The organism is Bradyrhizobium barranii subsp. barranii, from assembly GCF_017565645.3.
Taxonomy (GTDB): domain Bacteria; phylum Pseudomonadota; class Alphaproteobacteria; order Rhizobiales; family Xanthobacteraceae; genus Bradyrhizobium; species Bradyrhizobium barranii.
The window spans coordinates 9214288-9230766 of the sequence record NZ_CP086136.1 but is presented as its reverse complement, the minus strand read 5'-3'; the positions used below and the strand labels follow the sequence as shown (position 1 = coordinate 9230766).

The 16479-nt window shown below is 61.6% G+C and carries 10 protein-coding genes and 2 pseudogenes; 4 read left to right on the top strand and 8 right to left on the bottom strand.

Translation table 11 applies throughout. The features are described 5' to 3' along the window. The first annotated feature begins 384 nt into the window (after positions 1 to 384). On the top strand, positions 385 to 591 hold the full coding sequence (locus J4G43_RS44775; protein WP_011084638.1) for a hypothetical protein: 207 nt from the start codon (positions 385 to 387) through the stop codon (positions 589 to 591). A 129-nt stretch (positions 592 to 720) separates the two neighbouring features. Here the strand turns inward: J4G43_RS44775 and J4G43_RS44770 are convergent, their stop codons facing one another. After that, positions 721 to 2067, bottom strand: a complete 1347-nt coding sequence (locus J4G43_RS44770) for an IS5-like element ISBj2_B family transposase (RefSeq protein WP_208088662.1) — start codon at positions 2065 to 2067, stop codon at positions 721 to 723. Between the two features lie 625 nt (positions 2068 to 2692). Here J4G43_RS44770 and istA (J4G43_RS44765) point away from each other — a divergent pair. Together istA (J4G43_RS44765) and istB (J4G43_RS44760) are read left to right on the top strand one after the other, a co-directional pair. Beyond that, positions 2693 to 4069, top strand: a pseudogene (gene istA, locus J4G43_RS44765) (IS21-like element ISFK1 family transposase); the annotation flags it as partial. An 8-nt stretch (positions 4070 to 4077) separates the two neighbouring features. Continuing rightward, positions 4078 to 4788 carry an IS21-like element ISFK1 family helper ATPase IstB gene (istB, locus tag J4G43_RS44760; RefSeq protein WP_014497929.1) on the top strand — a complete coding sequence of 237 codons (711 nt, stop codon included), beginning with the start codon at positions 4078 to 4080 and terminating at the stop codon, positions 4786 to 4788. Positions 4789 to 5581: 793 nt separating this feature from the next. Here the strand turns inward: istB (J4G43_RS44760) and J4G43_RS44755 are convergent. The 4 genes and pseudogenes from J4G43_RS44755 to J4G43_RS44740 form a co-directional block, all read right to left on the bottom strand. Then, positions 5582 to 6001 (bottom strand): annotated as a pseudogene (locus J4G43_RS44755) (transposase); the annotation flags it as partial. A gap of 77 nt (positions 6002 to 6078) precedes the next feature. Next, entirely contained in the window at positions 6079 to 6846 is a 768-nt protein-coding gene (gene istB / locus J4G43_RS44750; protein ID WP_038952109.1) for an IS21-like element IS1631 family helper ATPase IstB, read from the bottom strand. 4 nt (positions 6847 to 6850) lie between these two features. Then, complete coding sequence (istA, locus tag J4G43_RS44745; RefSeq protein WP_100214066.1) at positions 6851 to 8608, bottom strand: IS21-like element IS1631 family transposase; 1758 nt, start codon at positions 8606 to 8608, stop codon at positions 6851 to 6853. A 206-nt stretch (positions 8609 to 8814) separates the two neighbouring features. Then, entirely contained in the window at positions 8815 to 9879 is a 1065-nt protein-coding gene (locus tag J4G43_RS44740) for an IS630-like element ISRj1 family transposase (RefSeq protein ID WP_026192128.1), read from the bottom strand. A gap of 253 nt (positions 9880 to 10132) precedes the next feature. On the opposite strand from J4G43_RS44740, the gene ltrA reads away from it, so the two are divergent. Next, positions 10133 to 11542 (top strand): group II intron reverse transcriptase/maturase, encoded by a 1410-nt coding sequence (ltrA, locus tag J4G43_RS44735; RefSeq protein WP_208088660.1) that lies wholly within the window; start codon positions 10133 to 10135, stop codon positions 11540 to 11542. A gap of 292 nt (positions 11543 to 11834) precedes the next feature. On the opposite strand, the gene J4G43_RS44730 is transcribed toward ltrA, so the two are convergent. From J4G43_RS44730 to J4G43_RS44720, 3 genes are all read right to left on the bottom strand, one after another. Continuing rightward, positions 11835 to 14150 carry a hypothetical protein gene (locus J4G43_RS44730; RefSeq protein ID WP_208088658.1) on the bottom strand — a complete coding sequence of 772 codons (2316 nt, stop codon included), beginning with the start codon at positions 14148 to 14150 and terminating at the stop codon, positions 11835 to 11837. Between the two features lie 195 nt (positions 14151 to 14345). Beyond that, on the bottom strand, positions 14346 to 15008 hold the full coding sequence (locus J4G43_RS44725) for a CpaD family pilus assembly lipoprotein (protein ID WP_011084647.1): 663 nt from the start codon (positions 15006 to 15008) through the stop codon (positions 14346 to 14348). Positions 15009 to 15018: 10 nt separating this feature from the next. Next, complete coding sequence (locus J4G43_RS44720) at positions 15019 to 16473, bottom strand: type II and III secretion system protein family protein (protein ID WP_018647881.1); 1455 nt, start codon at positions 16471 to 16473, stop codon at positions 15019 to 15021. Positions 16474 to 16479 lie beyond the last annotated feature (6 nt).

Here is a 16479-nt window from a genome sequence, read left to right as displayed (position 1 = left end):
GGGCGCTGGACACCGGAGCTGCTAGCTGGCGAATGCTCAGGCTGACGTGGTACCAAGCGTGCCGCCGGAACGTCGTTCTCACGCTTGACTGCAACTTGCCCACACGGGCCGCTTTCGTTTTGGGAATTGCCGGGTCTCGTCAGCTTTCAGTAAGCCAGCCCGGATACAGAGCCGTTGTGGTTAACGGGACGTGGCAGGGACAGCGCTATCTATCCAGAACGGTCAGCGCCGAGTCACGCTTTCCGCTAAACTCAACGGCAGCGCGGAGCGGCAGGGATAGTGCCTTTATCCAGCCCCCCCAGGTCGGTAGGCGCCAGGCCGCGCCCGCGCTGTTTCCTGTCGCTGACCTTCTGTAGTCGGCTTTAAGCGTTCAGGGGGTGGAACATGGACGGCTTCAACTCAACATCCTCGCCTTATGCGCCGCAAGTGCGGCGCAACCAGCCGCTGCCAAGTTTGTCTCTTTATGTGCCCCCGAGCTGGCAGCAGGGAGATCCGTGGGCGCCGGAAGACCTCAAGTTGCGAATGGGTTTGCACAAGCTTCTGCCCCATCCGGATCTGAGCCAAATAAAAGTCTTACTCTCGGGGACGTGAACTAAACAGCCGGTATCGGGCCGCCAGGCTCGGAACACGAGATTTTTCTCCGCAGAAACTGAACTAGCTCCCGATTGAAGTCAGCCAAGGCGGCGAGTCGCCCGCGCTGCCTGCGATCCGAGTCGATCGTTAATAAGCCGAATTGGGCTGAACTGGACAGTTGAGCGTTGGCCAGAGTGAGAGCAGGAAGAGGGACAAAAGGTCTCTGAGCCAAGCCAGGACACGGCGGAGGTTGTGGCCAACGGCCGAGAGGAGAACGTTAGCGGCATCTCCGGCGCGGCCTTTGAGATAGCAGCGGCCAAGGTGACCTTCGTTCTTCATGTGTCCGATGATGGGCTCGATGGCGGAACGGCGGCGTAGCTCGCGCTTGATGACGCCGAAGACGCCGCGCTTCTGGCCCGAGATGAAGACGCGGCGGGGATTTTGTGTGTCGTGGCCGCGATATCCCTTGTCGACATAGGCCCGTTCGATCGGGCAGCCGGTGAGGCTCTCGGTGCGCTCGATGACGTTGCGAAGGGTGTGACCGTCGTAGGGGTTGTCCGGCAGCGAGCAGGCGTGGAGCACGAACAAGCCGCCCGGAGCTCTTTGGTTGTTGGTGACGATGGAGGCCTTCACGCAGAACTCATAGGGCGCGGCGGCCTTGCCCTTGCCGATGCACTCGACCTCCGGAGCATGGAAGGAATACAACTTCCAGCCGCGCTGGCGCTGCTGCTGCGAGCCGATCTGGGTGGCTCGGCTCAGCGGCAGGGCGAATGCCCCCTCCAATGCGGCCTGGCCCTCGGTCTTGCGGCGAATGTCGCGGATGATCCGGCCCAGCCGGCTGCGCAGGATGCGCAGCTGTCGCTGATGCCGGTTGAATTGTTTGGCATGAGCGTAGCGGCCCGCCATCATCGCCGCGCTTTTGGCCACGCGAACATAGGATTGCCGGAGCCTGACCCCGTGCTTCCTCGCCAGGCGGTTCAACCCGCGGATCGCTGCATGCAGCAGCTTGGCGTCGGTCGGGAAGCTGATGGCCTTCGGTTGGACGGTCGTGTCGACCGTGACCCGCTTGAGGTCCTGGCTGCGCAACGCACCGCTCGCGTGCGCCACGCGAAGGCTCTCGGCCAACAACCGCTCCAGCTTGTCGCCGAGCCGCTTGCGCCAGTGGCTCAGGTCTGAGCGCTCATGCGGGAAAACGTGCTGGAAAAACTCTTCGCCGGTGAAGAACTGGAAGTACGGATCGTGGACCCAGCGCTCGCACACCCCCTCATCGGACAGGCCGTAGATGTGCTTGAGCAGCAGCAATCCGATCATGAAGCGGGTCGCGATACCCGGCCTGCCGTTGTCGCTGTAGAGCGGCGCGATCTCGCCGTCGATCCAGTCCCAATCGACCCTGCCGGCGAGCAGAACCAGCTCGTGTCGCATGTTGATGATCTGGTCCAGCCGGGACCGGAACAGATCGTTCGAGCCTGTCGTCCTGTGCTTCTTTGGTCGCATCGGTCCCTCCGATGCAGCACAGAATCACGGTTCGCAGCGGCAGGGAAATCCAAAATCGAAATTGCAGGTTTTTGCTGTGAAGCCCCAATCCCCTGCAATCTCAAATGCCGCCGCAACCGGAAAACAGACTCTCAATCAAGTGCTTGGAGGCTTGTTCACGGACAACATCCGAAGCTGATCGCCGAGACACGTGAGGCGACTACCAGTCCTGGGGCGAGAGCTTCGTCGCCCTGGCCGAGGGTCTGCAGAACGCGCTGTGGTCGCTCGGCGGGCCAGCGCGTAAGCATCGCACCGGGCCAAGGCCCGAGCCCGTATCAGAGTCCCGTGAATGGTGTCGTAGTTCAGGTATCCCTGCAACACGCGGCGGAGCCACGCGCCGGTATCAACGATGAACGCCTGGCGGCGGTTCGTTACGCCGTGTCGTATCGTGCCATCCTGGCATTGCGGGAGTCGATTGTCACCCGTCGGATTGTGATGCGCGTTTCGCGGGATCGTGAGCGCGGATTTCAGGGGATCGTGAGCAACGATTTCGCAGGATCGTGAGCAAGGCTTTCGGAGCCTTGCAGCGCTTCGGCCGACAACTCAACCGGCTTAGGGATGACCTCGTGGTTAACGAGGAAGTCCAATGCCTACCCAGAGATTGTCGATGCGCCGGATCAAGGAAGTCCTTCGGTTAAAACATTTTCAAGGCCTGCCAGAGCGGGCCATCGCGCGGGGCGTGGGCGTCAGCAACGGCGTTGTGCACAGCTACCTGAGCCGCGCCCGCTCTGCTGGGTTGAGCTGGCCGCTTCCGGAGGGAATGACCGATGAAGACCTGGAGCTTTTGCTTTTCCCGGCCCCACGACCAGCGTCTCAGAGCCCGCAGCGGCCGGTGCCCGACTGGAGCTACATCGATAAAGAGCTCCGCCGGCGCAACGTAACCCGTCGCCTGCTCTGGGAGGAGTATCGCGCCGTTAATCCCGACGGTTTCGGGTACACGTGGTTCTGCACTACCTACGAGGCCTGGAAGGGGCGGGTCCGACCTTCGATGCGGCAGATTCATCTGGGCGGCGAGAAGGTGTTCGTGGATTTCGCCGGCGACACCATCGACATCGTCGATCCGCTGACCGGGGAAGTGCAGCCGATGAAGCTGTTCGTCGCGGCGATGGGCGCTTCGAACTACACCTACGCCGAGGCCTGCCCCAGCGAGAGCTTGGCCGACTGGATCCGGGCCCACGTCAACTTGTTCACGTTTTTGAGCGGAACGCCGACGTTCGTGGTCTGCGACAACCTCAAAGCCGCCGTCAGCAACCCCGACCGCTACGATCCCGGCCTCAATCGCACTTATGCCGAGATGGCGAGCCATTACGGCACGGCCATTCTCGCCGCACGGCCGCGGCGCCCAAAAGACAAGGCGAAGGTCGAGGTCGCGGTGCAAATCGCCCAGCGCTGGATTCTGGCCCGGCTGCGCAATCAGCGCTTCTTTTCCCGGGCCGAGCTCAACGCCGCCATCAAGACACTCGTCGACGAACTCAATGCTCGTCAAATGCGTGGCTTCGGCTCAAGCCGCGCCGAACTGTTTGCCGAACTCGACAAACCCAAGCTAACCCCGCTGCCAGATCAGCCTTATGCCTTCGCACGCTGGAAGCGCTGCCGCCTCGCTCCCGATTATCATGTCGAGGTCGACGGCCATTGGTACTCCGCGCCGTATCGTCTGATTGGCGAGCTGGTCGATGCCCGTATCGACGATCGGACGGTCGAGATCTTCCACAAGGGCCAGCGGATCGCCAGCCATGCCCGCGCGCCCAACCGACGCGGACACACCACCATCGCCGACCACATGCCCAGCGCCCATCGCCGCTACGGCAAATGGACCCCCGCCGCGGTGATCGCCGCCGGCGAGCGGATCGGTCCTTCGACAGCAGCGTTTTTCCAGGTCGTGATCGACGCCCGGCCCCATCCAGAACAAGGCTTTCGAACCTGCCTTGGCATTCTGGCGCTCGTCAAAAGCTACGGCGCCGACTGACCGGAATGGCCAAGGCCTTCGAGGAGCAGCGCCGATCGCCCGATCTCGAAGCCCTGCCGTTCGAAGATCGCATCGGCCTGTTGGTCGACCGCGAAGCCGCCGAACGCGACACCAGGCGGCTCACCACGCGCCTCAAGATCGCCGCACTGCGCCAGACTGCTTGCGTCGAGGACGTCGATCTGCGCACCCCGCGGGGCATCGACCGCGCCGTTTTCGCCAAACTCGTCGAAGGTCGCTGGATCGATCGCCACGAGAATTTGCTCGTCACCGGGGCAACCGGCCTGGGCAAAAGTTGGTTAGCCTGCGCGCTCGGCCACAAGGCCTGCCGCGACAACCGATCAGTCCTCTATCATCGCGTTCCAAGGCTGTTCGAGGCGCTCGCGCTCGCGCGCGGAGACGGACGCTACGCCCGGCTCCTCAAAAGCCTCGGCCGCGCTCAGCTTCTGATTTTGGATGATTGGGGACTATCGGTGCTCACCGCCGCGGAACGCCGCGATCTGCTCGAAATCCTCGAGGACCGACATGGCCGCGCATCCACCATCGTCACAAGTCAGCTCCCCGTGGACACCTGGCATGGAGCCATTGGGGACCCCACGGTCGCCGACGCCATTCTCGATCGCCTCGTCCACAACGCCCACCGCCTCCAGCTCACCGGAGAAAGCATGCGAAAACGCAGCGCCAAAACCATCACCCTTGACGGCCAACCAGAACACTGACTCTATCTCCCATCGGCCGTAGCGGGCTGCTCACGATCGTCTGAATTCAGTGCTCACGATCGCGCGAAATCGATGCTCACGATCCGTGAAATCCGCATTGTGAAGTGCGGATTTCGTTGGGTGCACCGCGCAGATGTGCGTGAACCCGAGGAAGTCGAACGTCTTCGGGCGGCGTTGCCCCGGCGCGAGAGGCGCTCGGCCGCGTACCGTCCAAATTTCAGAATCCGGGTCTTCTCCTCATTTAGCGAAAGACCGAACTCCGCTATTCGCTCACGCAGGGCGTCGAGAAGGCGTAGGACCTCGGTTTTATTTCGAAGCCCATAAGACTGCCGCCGGCATAGCTGCCGCTGCTTCTCCACTCGTGGGTCCAGAGGTCGAAGACGTGATGCACATTCATATTTACGAAGAGCGGCGGGAGCACCGCCCGTTGCCGCGTACTTACTCGTGCTACGGGCTTCGATCTGAATTTTCATTGCACGCAAGGAACTCGCAACTGACGGCATTTCTGATTCTAGAGTGGCCAAGTTCAGAAACATGGCGAAGAAGCCCGCGCACTACATCGCACAGGCGAATCGAAAAAGATTCGGGATTAGCGGGATGAAGGAGATCGTCACGTGACAACGCCAGCGGTCAGCCGCTTGCGTATCAAATCAATCGCAAGAGCCGGAGGTCTGACGGAAGATGAGTTCCTGCCCGCCGCCGTGCATTGCCCGTCAGTAGCGGATCCGGCGCTGCAAGGAAGGCGCCGCGCTTTGGCAGGGGAGCGGAGCTGGTCGGCGACGCAGCGCCATTACGCCCGCGCGTCCTCGGCATCGTCCTGGGCGCACACCGTGGCGATGAAGGCGGAGACGAGGCGCCGTGCGCTCTTGCCGGCACGTGCCAGCGCATTGCGCATGAAGTGGACGCGGCAGCGCTAGTGGCGTTGAGAACTTCGCCGACCGTGGCCGTGATCCCTCATGAGTATCGGAGACGACGAGCCCGTAGCCCCGCAGGCCGCGGCGGACGAGCTTGCGCAGGAGCGCGGCCCAGAACGTCTCGGCTTCGGATGGGCCGACGTCAATGCCGAGCGCCTCACGCCGGCCGTCGCTGTTAACTCGACGCGATGGTCACCGCGACCGAGACGATGCGCCCCTGCTGACGCAGCTTCACGTACGTGGCCGATCCACAGATAGGGCCGATCGCCCTAGAGCGGGCGGTTGAGGAAGGCCTTCACGTCCCCGCGGGTCACTTCAAATTCCTCCGGGTGTGGTCAGTCAAATTCCTCCACCCGCGAGGCAGGACAAGGGACTGTTAGTTTGAGTTTGTTTCCCGGGCAAGAGCTTCAGCGGCTTCTTTGAGCCGATAGCTGCGTCCGTCGAACTCAAGCAGATGGCAATGATGCATAAGGCGATCGAGGATCGTCGTGCTCATAGTGTTGTCCCCAAGGTATGCCCCCCAATCCTGCACGACGCGATTGGAGGTGACGATGACGCTGCGGCGCAGTTTGTAACGCTGATGGATCAGGGTCTGCAGCAAAGTGCCGGCGTCGTCGGGGATGGCGCGTGCGAGGAATAGATCGTCCAGCACGAGGAGATCGCAGTCGATGATGGTTCGCAGCCGGACCTCGCGTTGTGCCGGAGAGTTCAGGGCGTAGCGGTGGAAGAAGTCGTCGGTCTCAAGATACTGGACCTTGTGGCTTTGCAGGATCGCCTGATAGGCAATCGCCTTGGCGATGTGCGACTTCCCGGTGCCAGGTTTGCCAACAAGCAGAGCGTTCTCGCCAGCGGCAATGAACGCCAGGGTGTGGAGCTGGAAGCAGGTCTGACGTGGCAGTTTGGGATTGAAGGACCAGTCGAACTCGGCGAGCGTCAGCTTTTCGTCGAGCCCGGATTGCTGGTATCGCCGCTCGATAAGACGGGACTGACGACGGTCCAGTTCATCCTGCAGGATAAGGGAGAAGGTCTCGAGGAAGGGCTGGTTGGCGCCCTGCGCCTGGAGCACGCGCGTCTGCAGCGTGTCGCGGACACCCGACAGGCGCAGCTGTCGTAGGCAACGCTCAATTTCCGGCATGGTCATCATGTGGCTAGGTCTCCAGTTTAAGGTGAGAAGGTGCAGCGGGAGCGCTCGTGGCGCCGGAGTTGGCCGGGGTTGCGCAGGCGACACGAGCGCGGATTGCCGTGGCGTGATCGTCGTGAGCCTCGGCCTGCCGACCATTGTCGTCGGCGTCGCGCCGCACAGCGCGGCTGAAGAGGTCGCCGTATTCCGCGGGGGTACGGATCAGCGGATGATCCTGGGTGAGCGGCGATGCCGGCTGTGGCGTCACTCCAACCTGCTCGATCGCCTGTTCGAACAACCGCTCGACGGTCGCACGCACGTGCTTGTAGCGGTAGATGCGGTTGTCGATGGCGTGCGCGCAGGCCTGCTCGACCAGCCGCGCCGGATACTTCCGGCCCAGCCCGACAATGCCCCACATCGCGCGCTGTCCGGGGCGCCCTTCGGTGTCGAACACCTGCTGGCACAAGGCCCTGGTCTGCGGTCCGATGCGCTCGGCGCTCGCCAGCAGCACGGCGGTTTGCCGCGACGGGTTGAACGGCCGTTCGCTGGTCGGCAGGACGACAGAACCGGGGTGCGCCATCCGGGAATGAACACGCAGCAGCGCACGGGTGTGGCGATCACGGATCTCGATCGTGGTGGTGTAGATGCGCACGACGACCTGGCTGCCGATCGGCGCGGGCCGCGCGGCGTAATAGCTGTTGTCGACGCGTACGGTGGTGTCGTCGCAGACAGTCCGGACGACTTCGGTGAAGATGCGGAAGGGAGCGACAGGCAGCGGCCGCAGGTGCGGCTTCTCTTCCTGGAACATCGCCTCGACCTGACGGCGCGTGCTGCCGTGGATGCGTTTGGAAGCCCAGTTCTCCTCCCAGTGCCTCAAGAACTCGTTTTGCGCCTCCAGCGTCTCGAAGCGCCGTCCGGCCAGCGCAGTGCCCTGGGTATGTTGAATCGCATTCTCGACGCATCCTTTCCGATTTGGATCGGCCACGCGCGCGGGATCGGCGACCACGGCGTAATGAGCCAGCATCGCGCTGTAAATCGGGTTGAGCTGGGGCTCGTACAAATCCGGCTTGAGGACGCCTTCCTTCAGGTTGTCGAGCACGACATAGCTGGGGACCCCGCCAAAATACCGGAACGCCTCTTCGTGGAGCTGCGCCCAGACTTGTTGGCTGGACTTCCAGACTACCCGCCGGAAGCTGCGCCGCGAGTAGCGTAGCGTCATCACGAACAGGCGGGGACGACGGTACCGCCCGCTCTTCGGATCAACCGTCGGCGCGCCCTCGCCATAGTCGACCTGAGCTTCCTCGCCGGGGAGGAACTCAAGACGATCAAACTGCTCAGGATCAGCGTGCCGCAACCGGCGCACAAACCGCTTGACACTCTGGTAGCTGGACGGAAAGCCAAATTGATCAACCAGGTCCTGGTAAATCGCCTGCGCGTTCCGCTTCAGCCGGACCTGTTCTTCGATCCACGTCCGATGCGCTTCGCAAGCCGAACGGGCCAGGCTGCTGGTGACCGTCGCTTCCGATGTCCCAAAAGCCGGTGGTCGGGGTGGAGGAATTTGGCCGTCCGCGCTCACCGAGCCGGTGGTCACTTCCCCGGGGGAATTTGCCTCCGCACCGGCCCGCAGCGCCTGATAACGCCGGATCGTCTTGCGATCGACACCCGTCAGCCGGTGAATCTCGCGCTGGCTGGTGTTGCGATCAAGTAATGTAAGTACGGTGCTTTGCAGATGTCGCTTCAAGACGTTCAACTCCCCGGCCCCTTGCTGGCTAAAGGGGTCGAACATAAACGTCCTGCCTGACCGGCTACTGCTGTTCAGCGGCGCTGACGGCGATCATCAGGTGGGGGAGTTTCAAGTGACCATACCCGGGGGATTTTGACCGACCCACGGGGTCACGTTGTCGCCGATCTCACTGCACATGCCGCGCCGGTCATGCCTTCGACCACCAGCGCCATCAGCCGGAGGCCGAGTGTGTTCCCTAGTACCCGGAATCAGAGCTGAGTGATACGGCGGCCTTTGAAACGGCGTTGACGGACCTTTTTCTTGGTCCAGACGAAGGGCTCGGCTCTGTCGTTGTATGCGTTGACGTAGGCATCGATGTGTTCCTGAAGCTGCTTGAGGCTCGTGAAGGAGGTGCCGCTGAGCGACTGCCCCTGCAAGATGGAAAACCATACTTCGACCTGATTGAGCCATGACGCACTTGTCGGCGTGAAATGAAATTGCACGTTGGGGTGGGCCTTGAGCCAGTCCTCGTTCTTTTTATGGGTGTTGAGGTTGTCGAGGATGACGTGAAGCTTGCGGTTCGGAAAAGCCGCGGTGACGCTGTTCATGAAATCGAGAAACTCGACGCGGCGCCGGCGTTTTGAATGGGTCGCGATGATCTTTCCGGTGGCGACTTCGAGCGCCGCAAACAATGTTGTGGTGCCATGCCGCTTGTAATCGTGGCTTTGGCCGGTTAAGGCGCGGCCATTGGGCAACTTCAGATAACCCTGCGCTCGCTCCAAAGCCTGGATCGAGGGCTTCTCGTCCACGCACAGCACAATGGCCTTCGCCGGCGGCGCGACATAGAGGCCGACAACATCGGCGGCTTTGGCCGTAAAGTTCGGGTCGTTGCTCTCGCACCAGGACTTGCGAGCCACCAGGTCAATCTTGTGGCTGCGCAGGAACCGCCAGACATATTGGACATCGACATCGCCCAGCGCCTCGGCCAGCAGGGGGCCGGTCCAGCGCGCAAACCCTTGCGGTGGCGGCTTATCCAGCAGCTTCAGAATCCGCTTGTCGGTCGTCTTCGTATAGATCGGCTGCTTGCCAGGCCGCGGCTTGTCTTGCAGCCCTTCAAGGCCATGGTCGGCATAGCGATGCCGCCAAAGGCTGACAATCCGCGGCTGGACCCCAACTTCCTTGGCGATCGACCGGGTGCTGCGCCCATCCGCCGCCAACAGAACTATCCGCGCCCGCTTCAAATCGCGCTGCAACGTCACCGGTGAGCGACAGCACGCCTCAAGCACCTTGCGATCTTTCCTCGAAAGGTGGACTTCTCTTGCTTCGGGTATCATCCCGACCTTGAATCACGACTCACGTTCCAAGAAAAGTGGGTACTAGTCACGAAGGCAGCATGAGCATCGTCGTTATGCGAGACGATGCCGCTCCGTCGGGGTCGATGGCCGCATCACGCATGGAAGGCAATCATCGGAACATGAGAGGCCCGATCGGGTCCACTGGATTGGTCTCCAGTGGGGGACAGCGGCGAGGCACTGCCAGAGCCGCGGTCCGAGCTGAGGTCGGGAGTCGGACTGGTCCATAGTACCTGTGAAGTCGTCGAAGGAAACGAGACGTATGGAGGGAAGGGGCCAGCCCGAGGGGAGCCCGCGCGAGAAGGCCAGGGTCCGGACACAGAGCCGGGTTGCCTTGCCGCCGAACCTCGATCGGGTGAACGCGGCGGCCAAGCGGGCTGCCCAAACCCGGTTCACGGCCTTGCTGCACCACATCGACGAGGACGCTCTGCTTCGGGCGTTTCGACGACAAAAGCGGCAGGCCAGCGCGGGGGTCGATGGGGTAACGATGGCGAAGTACGAAGAGGGGCTCACGGATAACATCCGCGACCTCTGCGGACGGGTCCACACTGGTCGCTACCGGCCACAGCCGGTGCGGCGAGTCTACATCCCCAAAGCCGATGGCGGTAAGCGGCCTCTCGGTGTGCCGGCGCTCGAGGACAAGATCGTCCAAAGCGCGGTGGCCGAGGTGTTGAGCGCCGTCTATGAGGCCGACTTCCTTGGGTTCTCCTACGGCTTCCGGCCGGGGCGGAATCCTCATATGGCGCTTGATGCCTTGCATACGGCGATCATGAGCCAGCGTGTGAACTGGGTGCTCGATGCCGACATACGCAGCTTCTTCGACGCGGTCGACCACGAGTGGCTGTTGCGGATGGTGGCGCACAGGATCGCCGATCCTCGCATCCTACGGCTCCTCGAGCTGTGGCTGCGGGCCGGTGTTCTTGAGAGCGGCGAGAAGCGAGAGACGGACAGGGGCACGCCGCAAGGGGCAGGCATCAGCCCGCTCCTTGCCAACATCTTCCTGCACTACATCCTCGATCTCTGGGCCCACCAATGGCGTCGTCGTCATGCCCGCGGTCGCGTCGTGACCGTGCGCTATGCGGACGACTTCGTCATGGGCTTCGAGAGCAAGGCAGATGCGCAGGAAATGCTCTTGGCCCTCAAGGTGCGGCTGGCCAGCTTTGGCCTGATGCTTCATGAGGGCAAGACGCGGCTGATCGAGTTTGGCCGGTTCGCGGCCGTCTCGCGTCAGCGGCGCGGCGAGCGGCGACCAGAGACCTTCGCCTTCCTCGGCTTCACCCACTACTGCGGGCGGACCCGAGATGGCCGGTTCATCGTGAAGCACAAGACGGAAGGGAAACGCCTGACGCGCAAGCTGACGGCGTTGCGCCAGGACGCCTGGCGGCTCATGCACGCGCCACTGGCCACGCAGCACGAGCGGTTCGCCGCCGCACTGCGCGGGCACTACGGCTACTATGGCAGGCCGCACAATTATCCAGCGCTCAACGGCTTCTACCGCGAAGTGCGTCGGATCTGGCTACGTTGTCTGAGACGACGCAGCCAGAAAAGTCGGCGCATGGGCTGGTCGGAGTTCGACACCCTGACGGCACGCTTCCCTCTGCCCGTTCCACGCATCACTCGCACTTGGGCGCAGGCGCGGATATGACGCGGGTTACCCTCGGGAAGAGCCGGGTGCGGGAAATCCGCCCGCCCGGATCTGTGAGGGCGAAAGCCAAATGGCTGAGCTACTCGACCGCGCCTCTCTTGCTCTGCAGAGTGCGGTGCTGCCGAATGCTTACTTGATCGATAGCTGCTTGAGATCATGGTGGCACTGGAAAGGTCGGATTTGCTCACCGCCCGGCATCGTTGAAGCGTGCTTCTAAGATCTCCGGAAGGAGGATCAGACGTGGTTTTAGGTCCGCCTGAGCAGCTGTCCGAGGTGCCGACGAGCCCCTCATTCAGCCAAATTGTGGCTGATGGAAGAGAAGAACGCGGCTTCCCGGTAGGCTCTCTGCCGTGTAGAGCTGACCGTGGATAAAAAAAGCGGTCATTGGGACGTCCCGGCTCGGCAGAAGGCCTAGATTCTGCAATATGTCGATCACGGCGGGCGAAGCCTCTTGGGAGGCGTGCGTCCAGCCGTCGCCCAAGAACTCTCCCAGTTCAGGCACTTGCGGGACTGGCTGATGGCCTGATGCAGGTGCGGCAGACGGCAGAGGAAGGTTCGGCGCCAGCGCCGAGGGAGCGTCCCTACTCCATTCGAACGGAGCCGCCGAATCAAGCCCTGTCGCAAGACCGCCGTAGATATCTGAGGAAGTCCTCAGTGCCGCAGGCCTAGCTTCGCCCGGCAAAGCGGGCCGAGGGTGATGAATGAGCTGAACGTCCTTGGGCCCTTCCGGTCCCAAGATGGCCGTGTAGCGTTCGCCGCCGATCTCAAAGTTCATGATTGGATGTTCCACAACAGGCAAGAAGTCCCACTCGCCTAACTTGGACAGCATCTCGTCGGGGGCCGGCTGGGTGCGATGGGAAAAATTCTTGGGAACGGCGAAAGAAACATCAAACGTATCGCCGACAGCGGGCGACAGCAGATGGACGAGCTGAACATCGTTGAGCCCTCCCGGTCCCAAGACGGCCATATAGCGCTCACCTCGAATGTCGTAGGCCTTTACCCGCTGTGCTGCATCCGGCAAGAGGCCCCAGCGGCGAAGCCTGTGCATCATATTCGGCGCGGCCTGAGTCCCGTGGGAGAAATGTTCGGGAACGCTCAAAGACGCATCAAAGGCTTCGCCGGCTGCTGCGATCGTCTGCTCAAGGGTGGTCTGCGCCGCAGCGCCTTCGTTCATCATCTGTCCAGAGTGGTCTTCAGAGGCGAAATCGGGCTGCCGCAAGCTCGGATGCCAAGCAGGGGCATCGAAAGGCGCTTCTTGAGCAACACTCTGCGCTGGCGAGGGAACGGTTGGACTCATCGTTGGCCAAGGCATCAGCGCATCGAAGGTCGGCGTTGGCAAAAGGTTCTCGCGGTCCGCTGCATCGAAAAGCGCGTCCTGAGGGACACTTTGCACCGGCGAGTGGATGATTGAACTCATCATTGGACCAGGCACCAGTGCATCGAAGGTCAGCGCGCGAAAGAGGTTCTCGCGACCCTCGGCATGGAAAAGCGCGTCCCGAGGGACACGTTGCACCGGCGAGGGAATGGTTGGACTCATCGTTGGCCAAGGTACCGGCGCATTGGAGGTCGCCGCCGACAAAAGGTTCGCACGATCCGCGGCATCGAAAAGCGCCTCCTGATCGACACTTTGCACCGGCGAGTGAACCATTGAACTGACCGTTGGCCCAAGCATGGTCGCCGGCAAGAAGCTCTCGGCTTCTGCAGCATCGAAAAGCACGTCCTGGGCGACACTTTCCGTAGGCGAATGGACGGCCAACCCCACTCCATGCCAGACCTGCGGAGCATTGAACCCCGGCGGCCGTGAGCTGCGCTCATCTGCATCGTCCCCAATCGGCTGCTCATCGGCCGGCATAGCTGAGGGGGTGGACGGCTGGATGACCTGGCGCGAACTGCCTCCTTCTCCGCCTAAATTGGTCTGCAGGGTAATGGCGCGATAGTCCCGAAGGCCATTCAAGGCGGAGATGAGCATCTTGTCCTTCGGGAACAACCTATCCGCGTGTCCGAGCAGTTTATCATCACTGAGGTCGGCAATGGACAAGGGTCGGAGCGCTACCGCCAACTTCCGCAGTCCGCTCGCATAGCTCTCGGCCGTTTTCCTGCCGATCTGTCGACCAAAACCTGCCTCGGCGGCATCCCTGATAAGACCCTCATCTTCCCTGGAAGGACGATAATGTGTTGAGAGGGGGCGAGCGTTGGCGTCGGGCTCGCGGTACCGACTGATCATTAACAATGCTGGCGCGATGACCCTGTCGTTTGGCAGCAGCTTCCTAGCGTTAGCGAGTAAGGCATCGTCATCGAGCCCAGCAATTGATTTGCCGGACTTCTTCAGCCCCTCGGCGAATTTGCGAAGCCGACGATCATAAATTTTGACGGTGGTCTCACTCGGCGGCGGCCCTCCATTGAGAGCAGCGGCCGATGCCGCCTGGATGAGGTGATCGTCTTCCTCAGTGACATCATGAAGCGCCGCGTGCGGATATACAGGGCCCGCCTCTCGCACGCCTGCCAGGTGCTGCTCAAACGCCACATGCTTTTGATCCGGCTGTTCCACGGCGGCGTCCGACGCAGCGGACGCCTTATCGGCTGGGTTGATCGTGTTGAATCGGTCCATGTTCAGTCCGCAGGGCTCGCTCTCTCGCTATTTCGCTACTCACGTTTGCTTTCCAAAACCTGACATCGCCAAGCGGAAAGGTAGAATGAAAGGATAAATGATGGCTCGCAATTGCCTTCTCTGCGCCTTGCAGCATCGCTCGTGCGCCTGAGCGCCAGGTGCTGCACAGTAGGTTCCGACAAGCGCTTAAAGCGCCTATCGGAGCGGCTGCACATTCTGTGTTGTTGGTCCCGCTGCGTCCGGCGCTGTCGTGCTTGCTCCATCTTCTCCGTTGCCCTTGTTGCGCGCTGCGAGAGTAGAGTGACTAGCAAGAGGAGCGGCGGCGCGATCGCCATTTACCGTGCTGACAGACCGATTATCAACCAGGTCGAGCGGATCGTTCACCATCACTCCCAGGTTGTTTTTGGTCGAGCAACCAAGAGTCGGTTCGAACGAATTGTCGTCCACTGCTGGTCCTGCGATCAAAAGCGACGGACAGTTCGGAAGATGCGCTTCAAACGTAATCGCCTCGATCCTGACGGCGGAACGGCCCGATAAATTGAGGGGAGAAGCGGACAGCCGGATGTTAGAGGGAACAACCCCCATGGCGCGTGCTTCGTGCGCCACCTGCGCAATGAGCTTATGGGAGCCGCTGACATCCACATGGAGCGCATCCCGCCGGCCACCACTTGCGTCGGCGATAAAATTACGCAGCTGAAGCTTTTCGAGGGCATGGAGGCTCTGCAGAAGCAAGACACGCTTTTTCTGTTCGACCTGGACTCCTTGTTCGGCAGGATTGGGATGGATCGACGCAGTATTTGCGCAGCCCCCCAATATTGCGGCAAGGACAATCGAATGGGACAAATATCGCATGTTCATATGTCGATCCTCATTCGATGATAAAGCCGGCGTTGCCCGTCAGTCCCGGTGCGCTCGCGCGCGGCGCATCGCGGCCTTGAGGCGGCCGTGCCACCGTGTTCGTCAAGATGCGGCCTGCATCTGATGGCGGTGCGATGCGGTTGGTCGGAATACTTATCTGGCTTGGATTTGATCCCGGCCGTACGATGTAAGGTGTAACAACGATAACTAGCTCGGTTTCGCGTTTTTGAAACGATGAAGAGCGAAAAAGCGCACCAAGGATCGGTACGTCGCCGAGCCAGGGAAACTCGCCGATATCAGTGTTGAAGTTGCGCCTGATGAGGCCGCCGATTGCAAAGCTCTGGCCGCTGGCGAGCTCGACCACGGTGCTCGCCCGCCGCGTCGAGAGGGCAGGAACCGCCATACCATTGATCTTGACTTCGCCTTCGGTCGATAGTTCGCTGACTTCGGGCTTCACACGGACAATGATCTGGTTGTTGCTGAGCACTGTCGGGACGAATTCCAAGCTCACGCCGAACTGCCGGAATTGGACCGAAACCTGCCTGTTGTCCTGCATGACTGGGATCGGAAACTCGCCGCCGGCGAGGAAGCTTGCGGCTTCGCCGGACATTGCCGTCAGGTTCGGCTCAGCCAGGATTGAGGCGAGGTGCTCACTGGCGAGAGCGTCGAGAACAGCGCTGAGGTTGATATTGCCGGTGCTAAACCCGATCCCAATCGTGCCGCCGCCGCCAGCCCTGCCGGACCCTCCCGGTTTGCCGGTGGCAAGGAAAGCGCCGTTTGGGCCCGAGGCGGTGAAGTTGATGTTGAGATCCTTGACGGCGGTGCGGGAGACTTCTGCTACGCGCACGCTGAGATTTACCTGCAGTGAGCCGGCGACCTGGATCTTGTTGACGACCGGGGCGCCCGCGCCAACAAATTGCTCAGTGACCTTCCTCGCAGCCTCAACGACATCGGCATTGGGCGCTATACCGCTAAGGATCGCCCCGCGCGGGGTATAGCTGACCTGAATTGGATAGTCGCCGACCTCGGCCTTGAGCGCGGCCCGTAGATCCTCGAGTGGTTGGGTTACGACAATACGCAGCTCGGCAAGAGCCTCGCCGTTTTCGTTGAGGGCGAACAGGCTCGTCCGCCCGGACTTTTTGCCGAACACGAAAATTGTACTGCTCGACGGAGCTTGATAATCGGCAATTGCAGGGTCGGCGACAAAAATGGTCGCCGCCGGTGCGCTCAAATGCACCGTCTTTCCCTGTGACGAGGTAATATTGAGCGTGCCCGTGGTGCTGCCGGGTGCCGCACGTGGCATCTCTCCTTTGCCGTCCCGCTTGGTCTCGGCTGAGGCCGCAAGCGGAAACAGCAAAGCAAATCCGCATAGGAGGTAGCAGAGACGATTGAGAGCGGCAGAGCGTTGTGGGTTGGTGATCGCAGGCGGCTGGGTAGCGCCGGCGGCATTATTAAGGACCTTCAAGCGATT

Bases quoted from the DNA above. Each gene is read 5' to 3' on its own strand.
- J4G43_RS44775 (WP_011084638.1), top strand. From the start codon at position 385: ATGGACGGCTTCAACTCAACATCCTCGCCTTATGCGCCGCAAGTGCGG.
- J4G43_RS44770 (WP_208088662.1), bottom strand. From the start codon at position 2,067: ATGCGACCAAAGAAGCACAGGACGACAGGCTCGAACGATCTGTTCCGG.
- istB (WP_014497929.1), top strand. From the start codon at position 4,078: ATGGCCAAGGCCTTCGAGGAGCAGCGCCGATCGCCCGATCTCGAAGCC.
- istB (WP_038952109.1), bottom strand. From the start codon at position 6,846: ATGATGACCATGCCGGAAATTGAGCGTTGCCTACGACAGCTGCGCCTG.
- istA (WP_100214066.1), bottom strand. From the start codon at position 8,608: ATGTTCGACCCCTTTAGCCAGCAAGGGGCCGGGGAGTTGAACGTCTTG.
- J4G43_RS44740 (WP_026192128.1), bottom strand. From the start codon at position 9,879: ATGATACCCGAAGCAAGAGAAGTCCACCTTTCGAGGAAAGATCGCAAG.
- J4G43_RS44730 (WP_208088658.1), bottom strand. From the start codon at position 14,150: ATGGACCGATTCAACACGATCAACCCAGCCGATAAGGCGTCCGCTGCG.
- J4G43_RS44725 (WP_011084647.1), bottom strand. From the start codon at position 15,008: ATGAACATGCGATATTTGTCCCATTCGATTGTCCTTGCCGCAATATTG.